Genomic DNA, 19,382 nt, shown 5'->3' with positions numbered 1-19,382 from the left:
GGTCATGACAGCCATGGCGGCCAAGTCTGCGACACTCGGCTCTCGTTTTTTCGGTGAGAGTGCGGGGAGCGATGAAATCGGGCGACAAGGAGACTGCCGACAGGCGGCGGCTGCAGATGGCGGACATTGCCCGCATGGCGGGGGTTTCCGTGTCCACGGTATCGCGCTGCCTGAATGGCAGCCCGCTGGTCAATGCGGAGACCCGCCGGCGTGTCGAGGAGCTGGCCAGGTCCCTGAACTACACCATCAACCTGGGCGCCAAGAGCTTCCGGCTGCAGGAGAACCGTACGGTGTCCGTGGTGGTGCCTTACGACCGCGACTCGCGCCAGCACATCTCCGACCCCTTCTTTCTCACCATCGTCGGCGCCATTGCCGACGCGCTGACGGCCCATGGCTTCGACATGCTGCTCTCGCGCGTGGATGCAGACCATCTGGACCAGGCCATCCGCGCCGTGGAGATGGGCAAGGCCAGCGGGCTGCTGCTGATCGGCCAGTGGCGCCACCATGACCAGCTCAACGCGCTGGCCTCGCGCCACCTGCCCGTGGTGGTCTGGGGCGCGGAACTGCCGCAGCAGCTGTATTGCACCGTGGGGGGCGACAACCACCATGGCGGGCAACTGGCCACCGGCCATCTGATCGAGGTGGGACGACGCCGCATCGCCTTCGTGGGCGACGCCAAGCTGCCGGAGGTCCTGCATCGCCGCAACGGCTACTGGCAGGCGCTGCGCGAAGCGGGAGTGCAACCGGACCCGGCGCTGGAACTGGCGGCGCCTTTTGAACCCGGCGTGGCGCGCGCGGCGATCGAGGCGTTCCTGGCGCGGCATCGCGACGTCGACGCGGTGGTGGCCTGCTCCGACCTGCTCGCGCTGGAAGTGGTGAGAGCGTTGCGGGGGCTGGGGCGGTCGGTGCCGGGCGATGTATCCGTGACCGGTTATGACGACATGGCGCTCGCCAGCTACGGCACACCGGCCCTGACCACGGTGCACCAGCCGGTCACCGAAGCCGCCGCGACGCTGGTGTCCACACTGCTTCGCATGCTGGCCGGCGAGCGGGTGGCGCCACGGACGCTGCCCGTGCATCTGGTAGTGAGGGACAGCACGATCCCAGCCTGAGCCTTCAGGCATCTCGGACGGCCGGAAAGGCCTGAGTTCCAATTTTTTCAGCTGCGGTTGCAACCGATTGCATTCTTAAGCCAAGAAGGCTGATCTCACCAATCACATCCGCTGCTTTGAAGGCTATGTCACGCCTGTTGTATCGTCAATTTCTCAGGGATTACCCGGTTTTGCAATCGATTGCAAAGTGATGACGGTTCGCCCAGAATGACTGCACGTCGCCCACAGTGCGACGGGCCGCGCCACAACGCCCACCATGGCGGCGCGGAACAAGACATTCGGAGACAACCTACATGCGTGCTTCCTTGCCCACGCGCCAGCTGCCGCTGGCGATCGCCCTCTCCATCGCCTTCGGGTCGGCCTGGAGCCAGACGGCAGCGCCGTCCCCGGCCCTTTCCGCCTCGCCTTCCGCCACACCTTCCGTGCCGTCCGCGTCCGCGTCCGCACCGGCCTCCGGTGAAGCCGCCGCGCCCGCCGAGGGTGATCAGGCCCCGGCGGACGGCAAGCAGGACGCGCTGGCCCTGAGCCAGGTGGTAGTGACCGGCACCTCGGTACGGACCAGCAAGATGAAGCAGAGCCTGTCCGTCAGTTCGATGGGCAGCGAGCAGATCGCCAAGTCAGGTGCCACCAGCGCCGCCGAGCTGCTGCGTGCCGTGCCCGGCCTGCGCTCGGAGTCCTCCGGGGGCGAGGGCAACGCCAACATCACCGTGCGCGGTGTGCCGCTCTCCGCGGGCGGCTCCCGGTACGTGCAGATCCAGGAAGATGGCCTGCCGGTGCTGCTGTTCGGTGACATCTCCTTTGGCACGGCGGACCAGTTCGTCCGCGCGGACGCCAGCATCGACCGGCTGGAAGTGCTGCGCGGCGGCTCCGCCTCCACGCTGGCCAGCAACTCGCCGGGCGGCCTGATCAACTTCATCAGCAAGGATGGCAAGGGTGAGAAGGCGGGTTCCGTGGCGCTCTCCGCCGGCCTGGACCAGCGCCTGTGGCGCGTGGACGCCGAGTACGGTGGCTCGCTGGGCAACGGCACCAGTTTCCACATCGGCGGCTTCCAGCGCGTGGGGGAGGGCGGTCGCCCCACCGGCCGCACGCTGGAGCAGGGCGGCCAGATCAAGGCCAGCATCACCCAGGCCTTCGACGCCGGTTATGTGCGCCTCAACCTCAAGGCATTGGACGACCGCACGCCCTCGCTGATGCCCGTGCCGGTGCAGGTGGTGAACGGCCAGATCCACACCGTGGCGGGCATCGACCCGCGCAAGGCCTTCTTCCTGACCCCCAGCCTGGCCACCGACACGACGGTGGACAAGAACGGCAACCCCGTGACCAGCAGCACCCGCGATGGGCTGCACGTCAAGAGCTTTGCCATCGGGCTGGAGACCAGCCTCAAGCTGGGCGGCGGCTGGACGCTGGAAGACCGCTTCCGCCGCAGCAGCAACAGCGGCCGTTTCATGGCGCTCTTCCCCGCGGACAACGGCAACAACGGCCAGAACGCCTATTTCACCGGCACGCTGTTCAACAGTTCGCTGGACGACATGGGCAACACCTTCAACGACCTCAAGCTCAGCCGCAAGTTCGAGCTGGCCAGTGGCAACGCCACGGTGGTGGCCGGCTTGTTCAATGGTGTGCAGCAGGTGGCGCAGACCTGGTTCTGGAACCAGTACAACCTGAGCTTCAGCAACAACAACGCGCAGGTGGTGGACGCCAACGGCCAGCCCACGAAGCAGCCGGTGACCAGCGGCTGGAACACCTGGGGCGCCTGCTGCGCCCACACCTATGACGTGGAGTACACCCAGACCTCGCCCTACCTGGCGCTGACCTGGGAAAGCGGCCCCCTGAACGTGGACCTCAGCGTGCGCCGCGACGGCCAGCGCGCCGACGGCTTCACCCTGGCCGGCAACGCGCAGACGCAGAGCTGGGACCCAAGCACCCACGAGACGGTGCACTACAAGGTCTCCCACACCTCCTATTCCGGCGGCGTGAACTACGCGCTGAACAGCGACCTGGCCGTGTTCGGCCGCCTCAGCAACGGGGTGGCCTTCTCGGCGGACCGCCTGCTGTATGGCAATCCGCTGGACGGCTCGGTGCCCGTGGCGATCAACGAGATCGACCAGGGCGAGCTGGGCGTGAAGTGGCGCGACAAGTCCGGTCTGAGCCTGTTTGTCACCGCCTTCGAAGCCCGTACCAACGAGAGCAACTACGAGCTCACGACCCAGACCTTCACCGCCAACCGCTACCGCGCCCGCGGCCTGGAGCTGGAAGGCGCCTACAGCAGCGGCCCGTGGCGCCTGACCGCCGGTGCCACCTGGACGCACGCGCGCATCCGCGGCGCCAACGACGCGACGGTGGTGGGCAACACACCGCGCCGCCAGGCCGACATCGTGTGGCAGCTGGCACCGTCCTACACCATCGGCAATCTGGAGCTGGGCGCAGCGCTGGTGGGCTCCGGCAAGTCCTACGGCGACGATGCCAACACCATCACGATGAAGGCCTACACCGTGGTCAATGCCTTCGCCAACTATGCGCTGACGGAGAAGACGATGGTGAGCCTCTCGGCCAACAACCTCTTCAACAAGCTGGCCTACACCGAGATCGAAAGCGATGGCCATGCCGCGCGCGCGCTGAACGGCCGCACGCTGCGCGCCACGCTGAAGATGGACTTCTGAGGCCAGGGACCCGCGACGGATATGGATGACTTGACATCGTTGGCGGCCCGCCCGCTGCTGGTGCTGGGCGAGGCCCTGGTGGACGAGTTCGCCGATGGGCCGGTGGCGGGCGGCGCGCCGCTCAATGTGGCGCGCTCGCTGCGGGCGCTGGGGCTGGAGACGCACTTTGCGACCCGGCTGAATCCGGACGACGCCGCCGGTGAGATGCTGCTGGCGAGCATGCGCCGCTTCGGCCTGAGCCTTGCCGGCGTCCAGGCGGACACGGTGCATGCGTCCGGCCGGGTGTCGGTGCACGAGTCCGGCCATGGGGGACATCGTTTCCAGATCCACCGCAACGTCGCGTGGGACCACCTGGAGGCCCCACCCATCCTGGAGTGGCTGGGCGAGCGGAACCCCGGGCTGGTGTATGCCGGCTCACTGGCGCGGCGCCACCCTGAATCCCGGGCCACGCTCGAGCGGGTGCTGGCCGCGTTCTCGGCGACCGGTGGCGTGCGGTATCTCGACCTCAACCTGCGCGCCGGCAGCGACAGGCGGGAGCTCGCCGAGGCCTGCCTGGCCGCGGCGGACTGGGTGAAGGTCAACGACGAGGAGCTGCAGCGCCTGGCTGATTGGTTCGAGCTGCCGGCGCCGTCCAGGTCTGCCTCCCCGGAGACCACGCGCTGTGCCCATGCGCTGATGCGTCGATTCGGCCTGCGCCGGCTCGTGGTGACGCTGGGCGAGCAGGGATATGTGGGCTTCAATGGCGATTCGCTGCCCGTCAGCGGCCCGGCGCAGCCGCTGCTCCGGCGCGTGGACACCGTCGGCGCCGGGGACGCGTTCAGCGCCATGCTGGTGGCCTCGCTGCTGCGGGGCCGGTCCTGGGCGCAGGCGCTGGAGCTGGCCAACGGCATGGCCGGCGCCATGTGCGGCGAGCGCGGCCCGGCGCCCGCCAACCTGAGTTTCTACGCCCCGTGGCGGGCGTTCCTGGAGCAGTGATGACCGGCCACAAGCCCCGCCTGACCCTGGGGCAGATCGTGAACATGAATGTCGGCTTCCTCGGCATCCAGTTCAGCTTCGGTCTGCAACAGAGCAACATGAGCCCCATCTACAAGTACCTGGGGGCCGATGAAGCCACGCTGCCGCTGCTGTGGCTGGCCGGGCCGGTCACCGGCCTGCTGGTGCAGCCGCTGGTGGGCGCCATCAGCGACCGCACGGTGACCCGCTGGGGCCGGCGCACGCCGTACTTCCTCATCGGCGCCGTGCTGTGCAGCCTGGGGCTGCTGCTGATGCCGATGAGCCCGGCGCTGTGGTTCGCCGCCGGCCTGCTGTGGATCCTGGACGCGGCCAACAACGTGACCATGGAGCCTTACCGGGCCTATGTCAGCGACCGGCTGGACGAATCCCAGCATGTCTCGGGCTTTCTGATCCAGAGCGCCTTCACCGGGCTGGCGCAGACCTTGGCGTATCTCACGCCCTCGCTGCTGGTGGCGCTGGGCATGAGCCGCGATGCCGTGGCCGGCAACCACATCCCGCAGACCACCTCGATGGCGTTCTACCTGGGGGCGGTGCTGTCCATCAGTACGGTGTGGTGGTCGGTGCGGCGGGTGCCGGAGCTGCCGCTGCCGCCGCGCGAGATGGAGAAGCTGCGGGGCCAGTCCCGCTCGGTGGGCGCCATCGTCGGCGAGATCGTCGCCGCCGTGCGGGAGATGCCGGAGACGATGCGGCGCCTGTGGTGGATGAAGCTCTTCCAGTGGTACGCCATGATGTGCTACTGGATCTACATCGTGCCCTGCCTGTCCCGCTCCCTGTTTGGCACCGCCGACGCCACCTCGGCCGGCTTCCGTGAAGCCGGGCTGCTGAACGGACAGATCGGCGGCTTCTACAACTTCGTGGCCTTCATCGCCGCGCTGGCCATGCTGCCGGTCACCCGGCGGCTGGGCGCGCGGCGGGTGCACGCCGTCAGCCTGGTGGCCGCGGGGGTGGCCATGTGGTGCATCCCGATGGTGCGGGACCGCGCCTGGCTCTTCCTGCCCATGCTGGGCATCGGCGTGGCCTGGGCCAGCATCATGGGCAACCCCTACGTGATGCTGGCGGGCTGCATTCCGCCGGAGCGCGCCGGCGTGTACATGGGCATTTTCAACATGTTCATCGTGCTGCCGATGCTCATCCAGATGCTCACGCTGCCATTGATCTACGACCGCTTCCTGCATGGCGACCCCGGCAACGTGCTGCGCCTGGCCGGGGTGCTGATGCTGCTGGCCGCCATCGCCACCCTGCGGGTGCCGGGGCGGGCCCCCGCGGGTTCCCCGTCCATTGTCCGTGCCTCCGAATAGAGTCATCCATCAGATCCACCGATCTCTCATGAAGAACCAAGTCCAACTCATCACCTATGTCGACCGCCTGGGTGGCGGCGGTCTCCAGGCCCTGCGCGACCTGCTCACGGCGGGGGACGGCCATCCGCTGCGCGATGCATTCGGCGGCGTCCACCTGCTGCCGTTCTTCTATCCGATCGACGGAGCGGACGCCGGCTTCGACCCGATCGACCACACCCAGGTCGACCCACGCCTGGGTGACTGGTCCGACCTGGCGGACCTGGGCAGCCGCATCGAGGTCATGGCGGATGTCATCGTCAACCACATGTCCTCGCAGTCGCCGCAGTTCCTGGACTACCTGGCGCGGGGTGAAGACTCCGCCCATGCGGGCCTGTTCCTGACGCTGGACGCGGTATTTCCGGCCGGTGCCAACGAGGCGTTGCTCACGCAGGTGTATCGCCCCCGGCCCGGGCTGCCGCTGACGGTGCTGCCGCTGGCGGATGGCAGCAAGCGGGTGTTCTGGACCACCTTCACGCCGCAGCAGATCGACATCAACGTGGAGCATCCCCTGGGTGAGGCCTACCTGGATACGATCCTGCAGCGGTTTGCCGAGGCCGGCATCCGCAGCATCCGGCTGGACGCGGCCGGCTACGCCATCAAGCGCGCGGGGCAGTCCTGCTTCATGATGCCGGAGACCTTTGATTTCATCGCCGGCTTCAGCGCCCGGGCGCGCCAGCGGGGCATCGAGGTGCTGGTGGAGATCCACAGCTACTACCGCCGCCAGATCGAGATCGCGCGGCAGGTGGACTGGGTCTACGACTTCGCGCTGCCGCCGCTGGTGCTGCACGCCTTCGCCTTCCGCACGGCGGAGCCGCTCAAGCACTGGGCGGAGATTCGTCCGGCCAATGCGCTGACGGTGCTGGACACGCATGACGGCATCGGCATCATCGACATCGGCGCCGATGCGGCGGACCGCACCGGGTCCCCCGGCCTGGTGCCCCCGCAGGAGCTGGATGCGCTGGTGGAATGGGTGCACAACAACAGCCAGGGCGAGAGCCGCCAAGCCACGGGGGCGGCCGCCTCCAACCTCGATCTGTACCAGGTCAACTGCACCTTCTTCGACGCCTTGGGCGGCCACGAACGCAACTACCTGCTGGCGCGGGCGGTGCAGTTCTTCATGCCCGGAATTCCGCAGGTGTATTACGTGGGCCTGCTGGCGGGCCGCAACGACATGGCGCTGCTCAGGCAGACCGGGGTCGGGCGGGACATCAACCGGCACCGCTACAGCCGGGAGGAGATCGAGGCTCGCCTGCAGGATGGCGTGGTACGGCAGTTGCTGGACCTGATCCGCCTGCGCAACACGCATCCTGCCTTCTCCGGCGAGTTCCATGTCGGCGAGAGCGATGGGCGCTGCCTGCGGCTGTTCTGGACGCTGGGGGCGCATCGGGCGGAGCTGTTCGTCGACTTCGGCGCCCCCGACCTGCATGAGCTGCGTTACACCCGGGAGGGTGAGTCGGAAGCGGTGATGCGGTTTGCCTGAGGGGCGGACGCGCAGGCGTCCTTGTCCACCCGCAGGCGATCCGCACCGGACGCCCGGGAATGGATCGAGTGGCCATCACGGCAAGAGCGGGAGCGTGGCCCGGGACGGCGGCGACCACATCGACTGAAAGGGACTTTCAGGCGAGCGGAGGAAGGCGGGGTTGGTGTCCTCGGGGGCGTCACCCGACGCCGTGGCCGGCGCCGTGAAATCACTGCGCGGCTTCACATCCAGCCGGTTGTCGATGTGCGACGCCTCGGCGCTATCCACCGCCGCGAGCTGGGCCACGAGGTCCACCCCGCGGGTCTGCTGACGGGAATGCCGGTCATAGGCGCGGATCGAATAGGGCTGCAACGACTGCCGGTCCTGCCATTGCGACTCGACCGCGGCGCGCAGCGCCGCCACCGCCTCGGTGCTGTTGGGGAGCGGCTCCAAGAGGGTGATGGCGGAGCGGTAGGCGTCGTCACGGGCCTTCATCTCGGGCGTCACGATCCAGCGCGCCGCGAAAGTGTGCGTTGGCTGGACATGGGTCTTGATCTGGTCCAGCAGCAACTGCAGGCGTTCCGGAGGCGCGCCGGCGGCCATCCAGTCGGGCAGTTCGCGCTGGAGGTGGGCGAGGAACTCGTCCACGTCCTGGAACTCGCGCTCGACGAAGGACAGCGGGTGAAGCCGACCGTCTTCATACACCTCCTCACGGCGGTCGAACGCGCCGTTCAGGATGCGTTCGGCGCCCAGCGCGCCCGGCAGGGCACCCAGGGTGAGGTCCGTCTTGCCCGCGTCGCCAGTGCTGCTGGCGACCGTCTGGCTCACACCGAGCGCACCCCGCAGCGCGGCGCCCGCGCGGTTGGTCTGGCCGTCGATGGTCCGGGAGACCCGCATGCGCCCGGTGGCATCGGTGTAGTGGCGGCTGACGTCCCGCTGGCCCTCGGCATAAGCGCCCAGGCTGCCCGTGGCCTTGAACCATCCCGCGCCGATGGAGCCGGCCAGGTCGATGCCCAGGCCATGGCGGCGCCGGCCATCGCCGCCATCGGCGATCTGGTTGACGGTGAGGTCGGGGAAGGCCTGCAGCAGTTGCCGCAGCAACGGCTGCACGGCAGGCCTGCCGGCCTCCAGGCCGCCGGTGCTGCCATCCAGCAGATGGTCGACCAGGCGGGCGAATTCCTCTCGCAGCTCGGGCACCGGCCGGCCCACGCGGGGCAGGCGCAGCGAGATGCCGCTGAGCTGGTTCCGTTCACTGGCCCAGAGCGTGGCGTCCACGTTCAGGCCGATCTTGCCGGCGCCGAGGTCCGGCCCGATGAAGGCGCCCAGCCCCAGGTTGCGCGCCGACTGGCGCTGCGAGCCCAGCACGATCTCCATGTCGTAGGGCGGCATGGCGATCTCGAAGATGGCCTGGCGGCCTTGCTGCAGCCGGGCGTCCACGCGGCCGCGCAGGAAAAGGGCGCTGGCCAGCGCGCTGATGGTGGCGGTGACCTGGCGCAGGCCCACGCCGCTGATGCCGCCCGCGGACAGCCGCAGGCGCGAAGAACCTTCGATGTTCCTGATGATGTCCTTGAGCGCCTCGCGCACGGTCTCCCGGTTGATGTCGGGGACACGGGTGTCGCGGCCGAGTGCTTCGTCGCGGGCGTGCTGCAGGGCGGTGCGCGCTACGGCGAGGGGCGCTGCACCTGGATCCCGCGCCTGGGCCGGAGCGGCCTGGGCGCGTTCAGCGTCGTCAATCCATTTGGACAAGGTGTCGGCGTCGAGCCTGAGCTGAGCCAGCGCCTGGATGTCCGGCCGCGTCAGCAAGGCGGCGACTCGCGGGTCGCGATCTTCGTCCGGCTGGTGCGTGTGGGGCAGCAGTCCGTCCAGGCGGGCCGCGATGTCGGTCAGCGCTGCGCCGTCGAAGCCGGTGCGCTCCAACTCTTGCGGCCCACCGAGCACCAGGCAGTGATCCAGGACCGCGGCGCGCAGCAGCGTCGTCGGGATATCCATTTGTCTGACATTGGCAGGATCCATCGGGCGAGCTATTTCCGTCGTGGCACCCGTGGCACCGGGAGCGCGTGTCGCTGGCGCTACGGGCATGGCGGCCGCGGACACCAGGTGGTCGCGCAGCGCGATGGCCGCCTCGTTGACGGCCTTGTCCCGCTCCACCTTGTGGCGCCCGATGGCGGGGCCCCGATCGACGCGCTGCACCCCGTGCCGCAGCGCCCTGAACGGGGATTTCTCCCGCAGCGGATGGCGGACCAGCGCCTCGTTCTCCGAGGTGGCGCGTTCCACCCAGAGCCCGGTCTTCATGAGACGCTGGTTGATCCGTGCGAAGTCCGAGCCCGGGCCGTCGCTCATCAGGTCGTTGCGCACAGCCGCCAGGGCCCAGGTGTGGGGCGCGGCCGAGTCCAGGTCTCCCGCCAGGCGGGCGGCGGCGCACAGCAGGGCCGCGCCGGCCAGGGTCTGGCCGGTGGACGGGCGTTGCAACAGGGCCTCCGGGTCCAGCTCGATGCCGGCTTCACGGGCCGCCACGGTGGCGGCCTTCAGCAGCAGCGACACGTCGATCCGCTGCGAGTCGTCCACCGGCCGCTTGAGCAGCGCCTGGCTGAGGGCCAGCCCGTCCGGCGTGGTGGCCAGCGCGGCAAGGGTCTGCCAGGCTGTGGTGACGCCCCGATCCGGGATGGTTTCAATCGCCGGCGGCCGCGATGGACCGGGGGCGGCGGGATCCAGACGCGCCGCCCGCCGCCGCCAGGCATCCCCGATGTCCGGCACCACGTCCAGCCTCCGCAGCACCCGCAGGCCACGCAAGGCATCGGCCGCGTGGCCCTGGCTGCCACGGGCCAGCGCCAGCGTCAGCAGCACGATGGGGGCGGATGGCAGGCCGGGCACCAGCGCCGCATGGGAGAGGTCGAGCCCGGCCAGGGTCTCGGTGAGCCGGTCGGTGGACTGCATCCGGGCGGGAAACACCTCCCGGACGACGTCGCTCAGGCGGAGCCTTGCGCGTGTCATCGCGCGCAGCATCAGCGGGGGTACCGTGTCGGCCCGCTGGGCACCCGGGGCGCAGAGGGCCCCCACCGTGTCCGCAGCGGGGGGGGTGCCCGCGGCGTCGGGTGCGCCCGCCGTGGCCGATGCCCGTTCCGCCAGCAGGCGGTCGATGCCGATGTCGGCCCGCGGCGGCAGGCTGACTCCACCGGAACGCCGATCACCCAGCGGCGGCAGCGACGGCGCAATCGCGGAACTGGGCAGCGACGGTGTCTGCTGCGTCTGCGCAAGCGGATGGTCGGCGTTCAGCCGGGCGACGTTGAAGTAGTCGGCGAACTTCGAGATGGGATCAGGCATGCGGCCTCGGCGCGGCGCGGATAGGGCTCAGACGCGGCCGAAGGCGGCGTGATGGTCCAGCAGGTGGCGCAGCTTGAGCACCAGATCGGCGGCATAACCCCGGTCGGCGAGTTCCATATGCGGGATCTGGTCGCTGATCTCGCGGATCCATGCGTGCAGGCGGTGCGGCGATGCGGTGTCGGCACGGTCCTCGATGGACAGCAGGCCCCGTATGTCCAGAGGCGGCACCGGCCCGTTGAGCGCGTGCGGGTCCAGGCGGCCAAAGTGCGACTCGGCGAAACCCGAGTCGAACGAGGTGCGACCCGGGCCCAGGACGGCGTCCAGACGCGACTCACTGACGGCGAAGCGGGTGTCGTACATCGTGAAGCGCGACTCGCGTGGCGTGAAGCGGGAGTCGTTCTTCGCGCGCTCGCCGGAACGCGCCGCGCGTAGGCCAGGCGCGGGTCGGGCGCCGAAAAGACGGGTGATGAGGCGGGGCAGCATGTGGGGCACTCCTTCGCTGGTTGTTCAAGGTTCACAAGCTATCGTGGTGAGGACTGGAGCCGGTGGTGGATGCAAAAACACGTATGGGCAAACGAAAAGAACAGGCGAAATCGGCGTCTGAACAGGGCACAAGGCCCGCTCAGGAAAACAGCGACTTGATGAAGCGCACCGGTGCGGTGACCACTTCCTTGGCCACCTTGCCCACGGCCTTGACCGCCGCCTTGCCCAGGTCAGCCGCCGATTTCACGATGCGCCCGCCGGTATGCACGAGGGACTTGAGGCCGTTGCGGGCGGGACGGGGCAGGGCGTCGACGGCATCCGCCACCGGCGTCACGTCCAGGTCGACACCGCCGCCAATGGCCCCGCCCACGCCCAGCGCTCCGCCCAGCCGGCCTTCCAGTTGCAGCCGCGTGCGCCCCTCCGGCGTGCGTTTGAGGCCCGCGGAGGCGGAGGCGTCCAGGCCGATGCCGGCGCGCAGGTCGCCATTGACCTTGAAGCGCTGGTCTCCCAGCGTCAGCTCGGCCTGGCCGCCGGTCTTGGCGCCCGCGAAGGTTTCGACGTGGCCCTGCGCATGGGTCGGCCCGACCGACCCCTTGGCTTCGGCCCGCGCGCCCACAAAACCGTGTGACTTCTGCCCGACGCCCACGGGTTCATCCACGAGGGTCTCGTTGGCCAGGCGCAGGGGCGGCAGGCCCGCGCGGGCGTATTGATCAAAGCTGGCGCCGGCCTGGGCCTCGCCATTGATCGCCAGCAACGGCGCCGTCAGGTCTTCCAGGGTGGGCCGCCCGGCACCCGCCTGGCCGCGCACCTGGGCCGCCAGGTCCGCGGAGATGCCGGCACTGGCATGCCCCCCTCGGCCCTGCGTACCGGCACGGACGCCTGCGCCGAGGTGGGCCTTGCGTTCACCGTGCACGGAGAGATCCACCGGCAGGTTGAAGGAGCGCCGCGGCCCATCCGGGGCCTGTTGCGGGGCCTGTGCCGAGGATGGCCCCGAGGACGGCGGCAGCGTTGGCCGGCGGTTCGGACCCGCGTGCTGCAGATCGTGCGAGCCGCGTGGTTTGGAGGATACTGGCCGGCCGGGGGGCGGGCCCTCCTGTTGCGGGGGCTCGCCGAGGCCTGAGCGGCTCCCGATGGTCGTGACTGGCGTGTCCATTCGTCCCTCCTGGATGGTGATCGCAGCTTGTGGGTCGGGTGGGCGGCACGGCGCGCGCGCGAGGCGCTGTCCACGCAGGCGCAGGCAGCGCCTCGGCGGGATGGCGCGTCGGCCGCTCAGGGCTGCGCCGGCGCTTCGGTGAACTGCTTCACCAGCGCGCTTTGCAGCGGCAGGTAGTGCGCATGGGCGGCGTCCTTCATGGTGGACAGGATGTCCGCCGCGCTGTGGCGTGCGGAGCTGTCCGGCCGCAACGCGCCCGTGCCCGTATCCGCATACGTCCCGGCCTCCGGGTAGGCCTGGCGCACCAGCGCATGGATGAGGCCGCCCAGCGTGGGGCCGTTGGCGCCGCCGGGCTCGTCCATCTTCACCATCTCGCGACGGCCGTCCCGCACCTGCTGGGCATAGACGCCCTCCGGGGTCACGCAGATCACGTGGCTGGGTTCGTAGCGCTTGTCCGCGAGGTCACTGAGTTCAGCCTCGCGCTTGAGGTCGATCTTGTCGTAGGTGGTGTCGAAGGACCTGCGAGTGGCCTGGCCAGACTCGTCCAGGGTGACCAGCTCGATGCGCTTGCGCAGCAGACTGGTGAGCAACCAGCTGAAGGATTCGGCGTCCCGCGCCGTGAGCGGGCTGGCGAGCGTCTTCTCGTCGATGCTGGCCGCCACCTCGGCCGCGCCGGCGCGTACGGCCTCGCGCCGCGCCTGCTCTTGCTGGGCCTCAGGCGTGGCGAGGTAACCGCCCGCCTCACGGAAATGCGCGTGGTGCACGTTTTCGGTGGCGATGTCCAGCAGGCCCTCGGTGAGCAAAGGGTCCTTGCCCAGGATCACAGCGTGGGTCGCCTCCTTGATGGCCCGCATGGACTGGTCCCCGCTGTAGGGATAGAACCAGCGCGAGCGCTCGGCCGGGCCCGCGTCGCCCGAACGGTAGGTGTCCTCCAGCCCACGGCCTAGGAAGTAGCTCTTGTTGTTGATCCACGCCAGCACCTGCTGGCCGGCGTCCTTCTCGGCGTCCTTCTCGGCGTCGTGGCGGCGGAAGCGGTCCTCGCCGAGGTCGAAGATCCAGGCGTTCTCCTCCGGATGGCTCGTGGCCTTGAGCAGATGGCCGGAACGCGGTTCCATCACCTCGTCGCCCTCGTTCGGCCACACGGGGTCGGGGCCCTTCATCGCATGGAAGCGCTTTTCCAGATCGTAGGTGTTGACTTGCTCGAAGTAGACCACCTGCCCGAGGTCCTGCACGTCCTTGCCGGCTGCTCCCGGCGCACGGCCCTTGCCGGCATCGACGTCGATCTTGCGTACCCGCAGTAGCATGCCGGGCACCGAGACGACCTCGCCCTGCGCCAGGTCGCTCACCTTGGCGAAGTTGACGCCGCTGAGCATCTTGGCGTGGATGCGCAGGCTGCGGTCCCGGGGGGCACCCGCATTGATGCCCGCGCCGAAGTAGGCGGCCATGCGGCCGGAGGTGGTGGCGGAGTACATCTCGGTCAGCGCGACCACCTCACCTTCGGTCACCGCCTTGTCGGGCGCCTGGCCGGGTTCCACGGCCTTGTTGGCCCGCGTGCGCCCGCCGGGCGGGATGTAGGCCGCCTCGGTGACCGCCGCACGATCCAGGTTGGCCGGGTACTTCGGCGCATAACGCGCGGCCAGATTCACGTCCAGGATGACCCGCGGGTCCACCAGGCCGTCATCCCCGTCGGGGCGATGCGCGGCGGAGGTCAGCACCATGTGGGGCACGCTGATCTTGCTTCCGGGCCGGATGGGCTGGTATTGCAACTGGCCGATGTAGTCGAAGCGCAGTGGCAGGTGGAACATGCCCGATTCCACTGTGTAGAGGAAGGCGGAGGAGGTGGCGCGTTTTTGCAGCAGCTGGGAGACCGGCGGCAGGCCGATGTCCGTACGTGGCGTGTGGATGCCGGGCGCGGCGGCCATCAGCGCGGTGGTGGGCCAGGCGGCCATCTGGCCGCGCCGTGTCCAGGTGGTCGCGTCGCGGGGTACGTTGGCGGTGTCGAACAGCACATGCGGACGGGCGTGCGCCGGCCGGCTGCGGTTGCCGTAGTCCAGGTTCACCTCCTGGAAACGGCTGGTCTGCGGCGATTCATCCCGGTTCGCCCACAGGGCGCGGGCGGCCTGGCTCTGGCGCTCGAAGGTGGCGCGGTCCTTGGGATCGAGCAGGCTGACGTCGTAGCGCAGGGCCTGCGTCTGCGTTGATGTTGGCGGATGGCCCGCGGGCGCACCGGCAGCCTCGATCAGCGATTCCAGCTTCTCCTGCAGCCTGTCATCCATCTCGAGTTCACGCTCGGGATCCATGGGCTGCGAGGAGTGGCGGATGGACTCATGCACCGCCGCCAACTCCGAACCGATCTCGCTGAACCGGCCGGCGTCCCGTTCCAGCGGGAAGCGGCTCAGGTATTGGCGCACGCCTTCCATGCCTTCACGCACGGCCAGCAACATCATCATCGCGGTACGGTTCTCTTCCAGCTTCTGGCCGGTGAGCCGGGTGGTGGCATTGGAGAGCTCGGTGATGGCGCGGTCCAGCATCGAGACACGGCTCTCCCACTGGGTCTCGTGGCTCATCTGGTGATCGAAGGCGCTGGCGTTTTCGCCCACCACACCGGCGTTGTTGAGCAGGGTGGTCAGCATCGGTTCATACATCGTGTCCAGCCGCCCGATGACCCGTGCCGTCAGCGTGGCACCCACCAGGCGGCCGGAGGGATGGCCGTCGCCACCCGGCATGGCGAAGGCATTGGAGACCCCCCGGGCCACGTTGTAGATGGTGTTGTAGAGCAGCGTCAGCGCCGTGTGGGCGGCGGCGTGATGGACCGGGTTGCCGGCCCGCGAGCGCAGCCACTCGATGCCGCCCTTGGCGATGGAGGCCGAGGCGAGCGAGATCACGTCCGGCGCATTGCCGCGGTTCAGCCCGAAGGCCCGTTGCAGCTCCATGTTCAGGCAAAGGCGCACCATTTCCTCCCCGCTGGGCAGCACGGCCTTGAGGGCGAAGCGGCCAAGCCGGCCCTCGGGCGACCCGAAATGGGCCGGCATCATGCGGCCGAACTGCTTCATCGCGTAGGTGGTGGCCTCCTGCGAGGTCACCATGCAGGCCACGGCCTTGGCCAGGCCGTCGAAACCGACGCTGGAACCCTGGCTGCCCAGCCCGGCCACGCCGATGCTGTTGGCCGCCATGCGGCCCAGCATGTTGAAGCCGTAGACCACCCCCACCTTGGCCGCCACCTTGATACCGGTGTTGGCCATCCAGTCCAGCGTGCGCTCGCCGCTGAGGCCCAGGGTGGGCTGGGACGTCATGAGGCGCAGCGCGGTGCGGGCGGCGCGGGTGACCTGGTCCGGCAGCGAGGAGGCATGCCGGATCAGGGGGCCCGCCGGCAGGGTCTCGCCGGTGGACATCACCAGCGCCGGTTCGGCGGTACCGGACCGGGTGGCATGGGCGCCGTTGTACTGGCCCTCGTAGGAGTAGACGTCGATGTCCGCCTCCACGCCGTGGCCGGCCTGCATCATGCCGGCGCTGTCCCCATAGCCGCGGCTGGGGGTGGGGTTGACCAGTTGCATGCGCACGCCGGTGTTGCTCAGCGTGAGTTCATGAACGGCCTGGTCGTCCGTGATGAAGCGGATGACCACGGGCCTGAGGGGCTGGCGGCCCACGGAGGACTCTGGCGTGGCTGGCGCCTGGCTGGGATCCAGATGCCGGCGCAAGGCGTCCACCAGGGCTTCGAAGGCCCGCACGCCCTTGGCGGATTTCACCCCGGAGACGTCGACGGGGCCGACCACCTCCCATTGGTTGATGCCGCGCACCTTGGCCAGCACCGGGCCGCCGACATTCACCGCCGAGGGCGGATGCTCCTCGGTCCCCGCGGTCTGGGCCCGCAGCGCGGGAGGTCGCTCCCGGGGCAGCGTGATGTGGCCGTCGTATTCCTCATAGCCTTCGAGCGCGGTGATGAGGAACAGCCGCTCGGGGCCGTAGACGTGCGGGGTCAGTGCAGTCAGGCCGTTGGCCAGCGTGGGGCCGAAGCCCGGCAGGGTGGCCGTTTCCGGGCTGGACCACCACTGCGACTCCTTAGGCATCGGGCTGGGGTTCAGCGGAGTCAGCATCAAGGGGTCGTCGGATTCGCTGCGCGAGCGGCGGGCGAAGAGCTCGGATTGCGTGGATAGCGTCTTGAGGCGGGAACGCAGCGGCGTCTCCATGTCTCCACGCATTGGGGGCGTGGCCGGGCGGTCGTGCGCGCGGCTGTCTTCTCCGCCCGCTTCCAGGTCGGGCTCCGCGCCGGGCCGTGGCGGGCGAGCCACCAGCAGACCTTCGGCTCCCAGTGTTTCCAGGTCGGACAGCTTGATGAGCCGGTCGCCATAGCCCTTCACGAAGTAGCGCGGCCCGGTGTCCCCCGGCAGGGTCTGGCTGATGACGGGCAGCCGTTCCGCCACGGTCAAGCCACGGGGGCCATGGCCCACCAGGCGCAGCACATGGGTGTGGTCGTTGAGGCTTTGCAGCGGTACGCCGGCAGAGGCCGAAGGCACCAGGTCCGCTTGGAAACGGCTGGTGAACCGGCGCATGTCCGCCGTGGTGCCGCCATAACTCTCTTTCAGCCGGTTCAATTGGTCCGCCCCCTGGGTGGCGCGGGTGGGGGGGACGCCGAACAGGCGCTCCAGGGTGTCCACATGGCCAATCGTCGTGGTGGGGCGAATGCTGGAACCGCCCGGCACCTCCGTGGGGGAGGGGGCTGTCGTCAACTGCGAGAGCGCCGAGGCTTCGGACCGGCGCGGGGACTGCGGTTGCGTGGAGACACGCGTGCCACTGCCGAGTACTTCACCCGCCACCCCGCTGGGGATCGTGACCGGCCCAGGCGGCGGGGATCCGGTGCGCCTGGGCGAGTTCTGCGGGGAGGACGGTTCGATCTCGACGGGGGCGGACGTGGCGGGATCGATGGGAGTCAGCGTAACCATGGCGGGGAGGCTCCATTGAAGCGCGCGACGACTCGCGAGCTTGGCGCAAGGCTAAGGCCCCGCGTCCCGTCTCCAGGGGGCGATACGCAATGCCGCTCGCAAAAGCGAAGGCGCCGCCATGGGTCAAACCCCTGCTCATGGATGGTGCGATTGGCGATTGACCGCCCGATCCCATGTCCCCTTCGCGAAGAATCGAAATTCGCGGACGCGAACGCCGCTTCGCGTGGCGTCGGTGAATACAGTCCCTGGTGGTCTGCAATGATCGGATTCATCCGCGACTGCCATGAACATCCGCAATCTGCTTGGTTTTTTCCCGGCCCCCACAGGGGCTGCGGACAGTGGTCCTCCCGGGGTGCCTGCAGGCACGGCCAGGACGCTTCCTTCCGCGCCGTTGCAGCCGAGGCGTGCTGGTGCGCGGGAAGACAGTGAAGACCTCAGACCCAGACAGCCCGTGATCCGACCGGGTGACGAGGCGGCGCTGGCGCGTATGGACCGATTGCTCGGTGCCACCATTGACCCCCGGGTGGCCAGTCCGCTGGTGCCGGAATCCCGACCGGAAGCCGGACCTGTCCAGTTCGATGGCCTGGGTCGGATCCTCGGGTTCAACACGCGTCCGAATCGTCCTGTCCCCACCCCCCTCATCGAGAGCCTTGAAGCGGCGGTCATCCCGCCGCTGAGTCGGACAAAGGCCCGTACCAGCTCGGAGGCGCCCCGTGCGGAACGGGATCTCCTGGTGCGTGCCATGCACCTGCTCAGCCTCTACCACAATGATGACAACGCGGCCTTGCTCCAGGAAGGCAAGGCGTTGTTCCTCTCCTCAGGATTCAGCCGGGATGCAGTGGCCGTTTTCCTGAAGCGATGCGCACAGCGGCTGATTGATGATCCTTTGTTGCAGGACCAATTCAACAAACTCGCCAAGGAAGCCGACAAGGAGGTCTCGGCGGCTCAGCAGGCGGACAACCTCTACGGCCGGACATTCGAGAACTTCCTCGTTGAAGACCTGATCCAGCATCCTCCGCCGGGCGTGCTTGATGCCGCGGCTGCCTTGGGAAAGGGCATGTACGACACCGTCTTGAAGTTGCCCATTGCCGCTCGCAATGCGCTGATGCAGGAACTTGTTGAAAAGCTGGCTTCGGGCGACCGACCCTGGTTCACTCATTCGGAATCGCTGAAGGCATTCGCCAGGGCCCCCTCGATGGAGACCTTCGCGGCCTGCGTCGCGGACACCTCCAGCGGCCTGGAAGCCGTGAAGGTGCTGTATATGGCGCAGCGCTTTGTCCACGCCATCAATGACGTCTCCGAGAACCGCAACATGGAGCGGCCCGACTGGTACCGGCGTTGCCTGGATTACTACTCGGACTTCGTCTCGACGCAGAAACCGGCAGGCGAGAGCCCGCTGGACTTGACCGCGCAGACACCCGGTATCTGGTTGCACTATCACCCCAAGGTCTCGTCCATCGAGAATCCAGCATCCGGAAAAGACTGGACGCATTACCGCCTGCCGAAGGCGGACGCGCTGAGCCTGTTTGAGCAGGACGCGTTGTCCCGCGGACAGCCCGTGGTGAATGGACTCTCCGGGCAGACGGGCATGGTGTCCTTTTTCGCACAGCACCTCGCGGACACGGGTAGCTCTCTGTCAATGAACAACGTGTACCTCGGCATGCTCATGAATTTGGTCTTCGACGGTGGGCATTCCACGGAAGAGGTGGTCGCCACTGCGCATGCCTTGCGCCCCATGCATGAACCGGGCAGTACGGAGCCTGGTCCGGATGGTGCATTTCGTGGGGGTTACGAGGCCATCCTGGATCTGGCCGAGGATGAAAGGGCGCGGCAGGATCTGGCCGCGCGTTTCGAACGAGCCATTGACCGGACGGTTCAGTACTGCGCCGAGCACGTGGCCTGA

10 protein-coding genes are annotated in these 19,382 nt (G+C 68.7%); 6 read left to right on the top strand and 4 right to left on the bottom strand.

What is annotated here, in order from left to right; genetic code table 11:
* Nucleotides 1-71: 71 nt before the first annotated feature.
* The 5 genes from OU995_RS18565 to gtfA all read left to right on the top strand — a co-directional run bounded on the left by OU995_RS18565 (nucleotide 72) and on the right by gtfA (nucleotide 7,603).
* Nucleotides 72-1,112 carry a LacI family DNA-binding transcriptional regulator gene (locus tag OU995_RS18565; protein WP_267831504.1) on the top strand — a complete coding sequence of 347 codons (1,041 nt, stop codon included), beginning with the start codon at nucleotides 72-74 and terminating at the stop codon, nucleotides 1,110-1,112.
* Between the two features lie 293 nt (nucleotides 1,113-1,405).
* Nucleotides 1,406-3,772: a TonB-dependent receptor gene (locus OU995_RS18560; protein WP_267831502.1), complete on the top strand. Its 2,367-nt coding sequence runs from the start codon at nucleotides 1,406-1,408 to the stop codon at nucleotides 3,770-3,772.
* A gap of 21 nt (nucleotides 3,773-3,793) precedes the next feature.
* Complete coding sequence (locus OU995_RS18555; protein WP_267831501.1) at nucleotides 3,794-4,747, top strand: PfkB family carbohydrate kinase; 954 nt, start codon at nucleotides 3,794-3,796, stop codon at nucleotides 4,745-4,747.
* Nucleotides 4,747-6,084 carry an MFS transporter gene (locus OU995_RS18550; RefSeq protein WP_267831499.1) on the top strand — a complete coding sequence of 446 codons (1,338 nt, stop codon included), beginning with the start codon at nucleotides 4,747-4,749 and terminating at the stop codon, nucleotides 6,082-6,084. Before OU995_RS18555 ends, OU995_RS18550 begins: the two co-directional genes overlap by 1 nt.
* A gap of 28 nt (nucleotides 6,085-6,112) precedes the next feature.
* The gene (gtfA, locus tag OU995_RS18545; RefSeq protein ID WP_267831497.1) at nucleotides 6,113-7,603 is read left to right on the top strand and encodes a sucrose phosphorylase; all 1,491 of its coding nucleotides are present in this window, start codon (nucleotides 6,113-6,115) and stop codon (nucleotides 7,601-7,603) included.
* 75 nt (nucleotides 7,604-7,678) lie between these two features.
* Here gtfA and OU995_RS18540 read toward each other — a convergent pair whose 3' ends face one another.
* The 4 genes from OU995_RS18540 to OU995_RS18525 form a co-directional block, all read right to left on the bottom strand.
* The gene (locus OU995_RS18540) at nucleotides 7,679-10,903 is read right to left on the bottom strand and encodes a hypothetical protein (RefSeq protein WP_267831496.1); all 3,225 of its coding nucleotides are present in this window, start codon (nucleotides 10,901-10,903) and stop codon (nucleotides 7,679-7,681) included.
* Between the two features lie 27 nt (nucleotides 10,904-10,930).
* Nucleotides 10,931-11,386 (bottom strand): hypothetical protein, encoded by a 456-nt coding sequence (locus OU995_RS18535; RefSeq protein ID WP_267831495.1) that lies wholly within the window; start codon nucleotides 11,384-11,386, stop codon nucleotides 10,931-10,933.
* A gap of 139 nt (nucleotides 11,387-11,525) precedes the next feature.
* Nucleotides 11,526-12,299, bottom strand: coding sequence for a hypothetical protein (locus OU995_RS18530; protein WP_267831493.1), 774 nt, complete (start codon nucleotides 12,297-12,299; stop codon nucleotides 11,526-11,528).
* Between the two features lie 356 nt (nucleotides 12,300-12,655).
* Nucleotides 12,656-17,479 carry a hypothetical protein gene (locus OU995_RS18525; RefSeq protein WP_267831492.1) on the bottom strand — a complete coding sequence of 1,608 codons (4,824 nt, stop codon included), beginning with the start codon at nucleotides 17,477-17,479 and terminating at the stop codon, nucleotides 12,656-12,658.
* Between the two features lie 451 nt (nucleotides 17,480-17,930).
* Here OU995_RS18525 and OU995_RS18520 point away from each other — a divergent pair, with 451 nt between their 5' ends.
* Entirely contained in the window at nucleotides 17,931-19,382 is a 1,452-nt protein-coding gene (locus tag OU995_RS18520; protein ID WP_267831491.1) for a hypothetical protein, read from the top strand.

The organism is Roseateles sp. SL47, from assembly GCF_026625885.1.
Lineage (GTDB): Bacteria > Pseudomonadota > Gammaproteobacteria > Burkholderiales > Burkholderiaceae_C > Roseateles.
The sequence above is the reverse complement of the archived record's forward strand: the minus strand, read 5'-3'. Positions and strand labels throughout refer to the sequence as shown.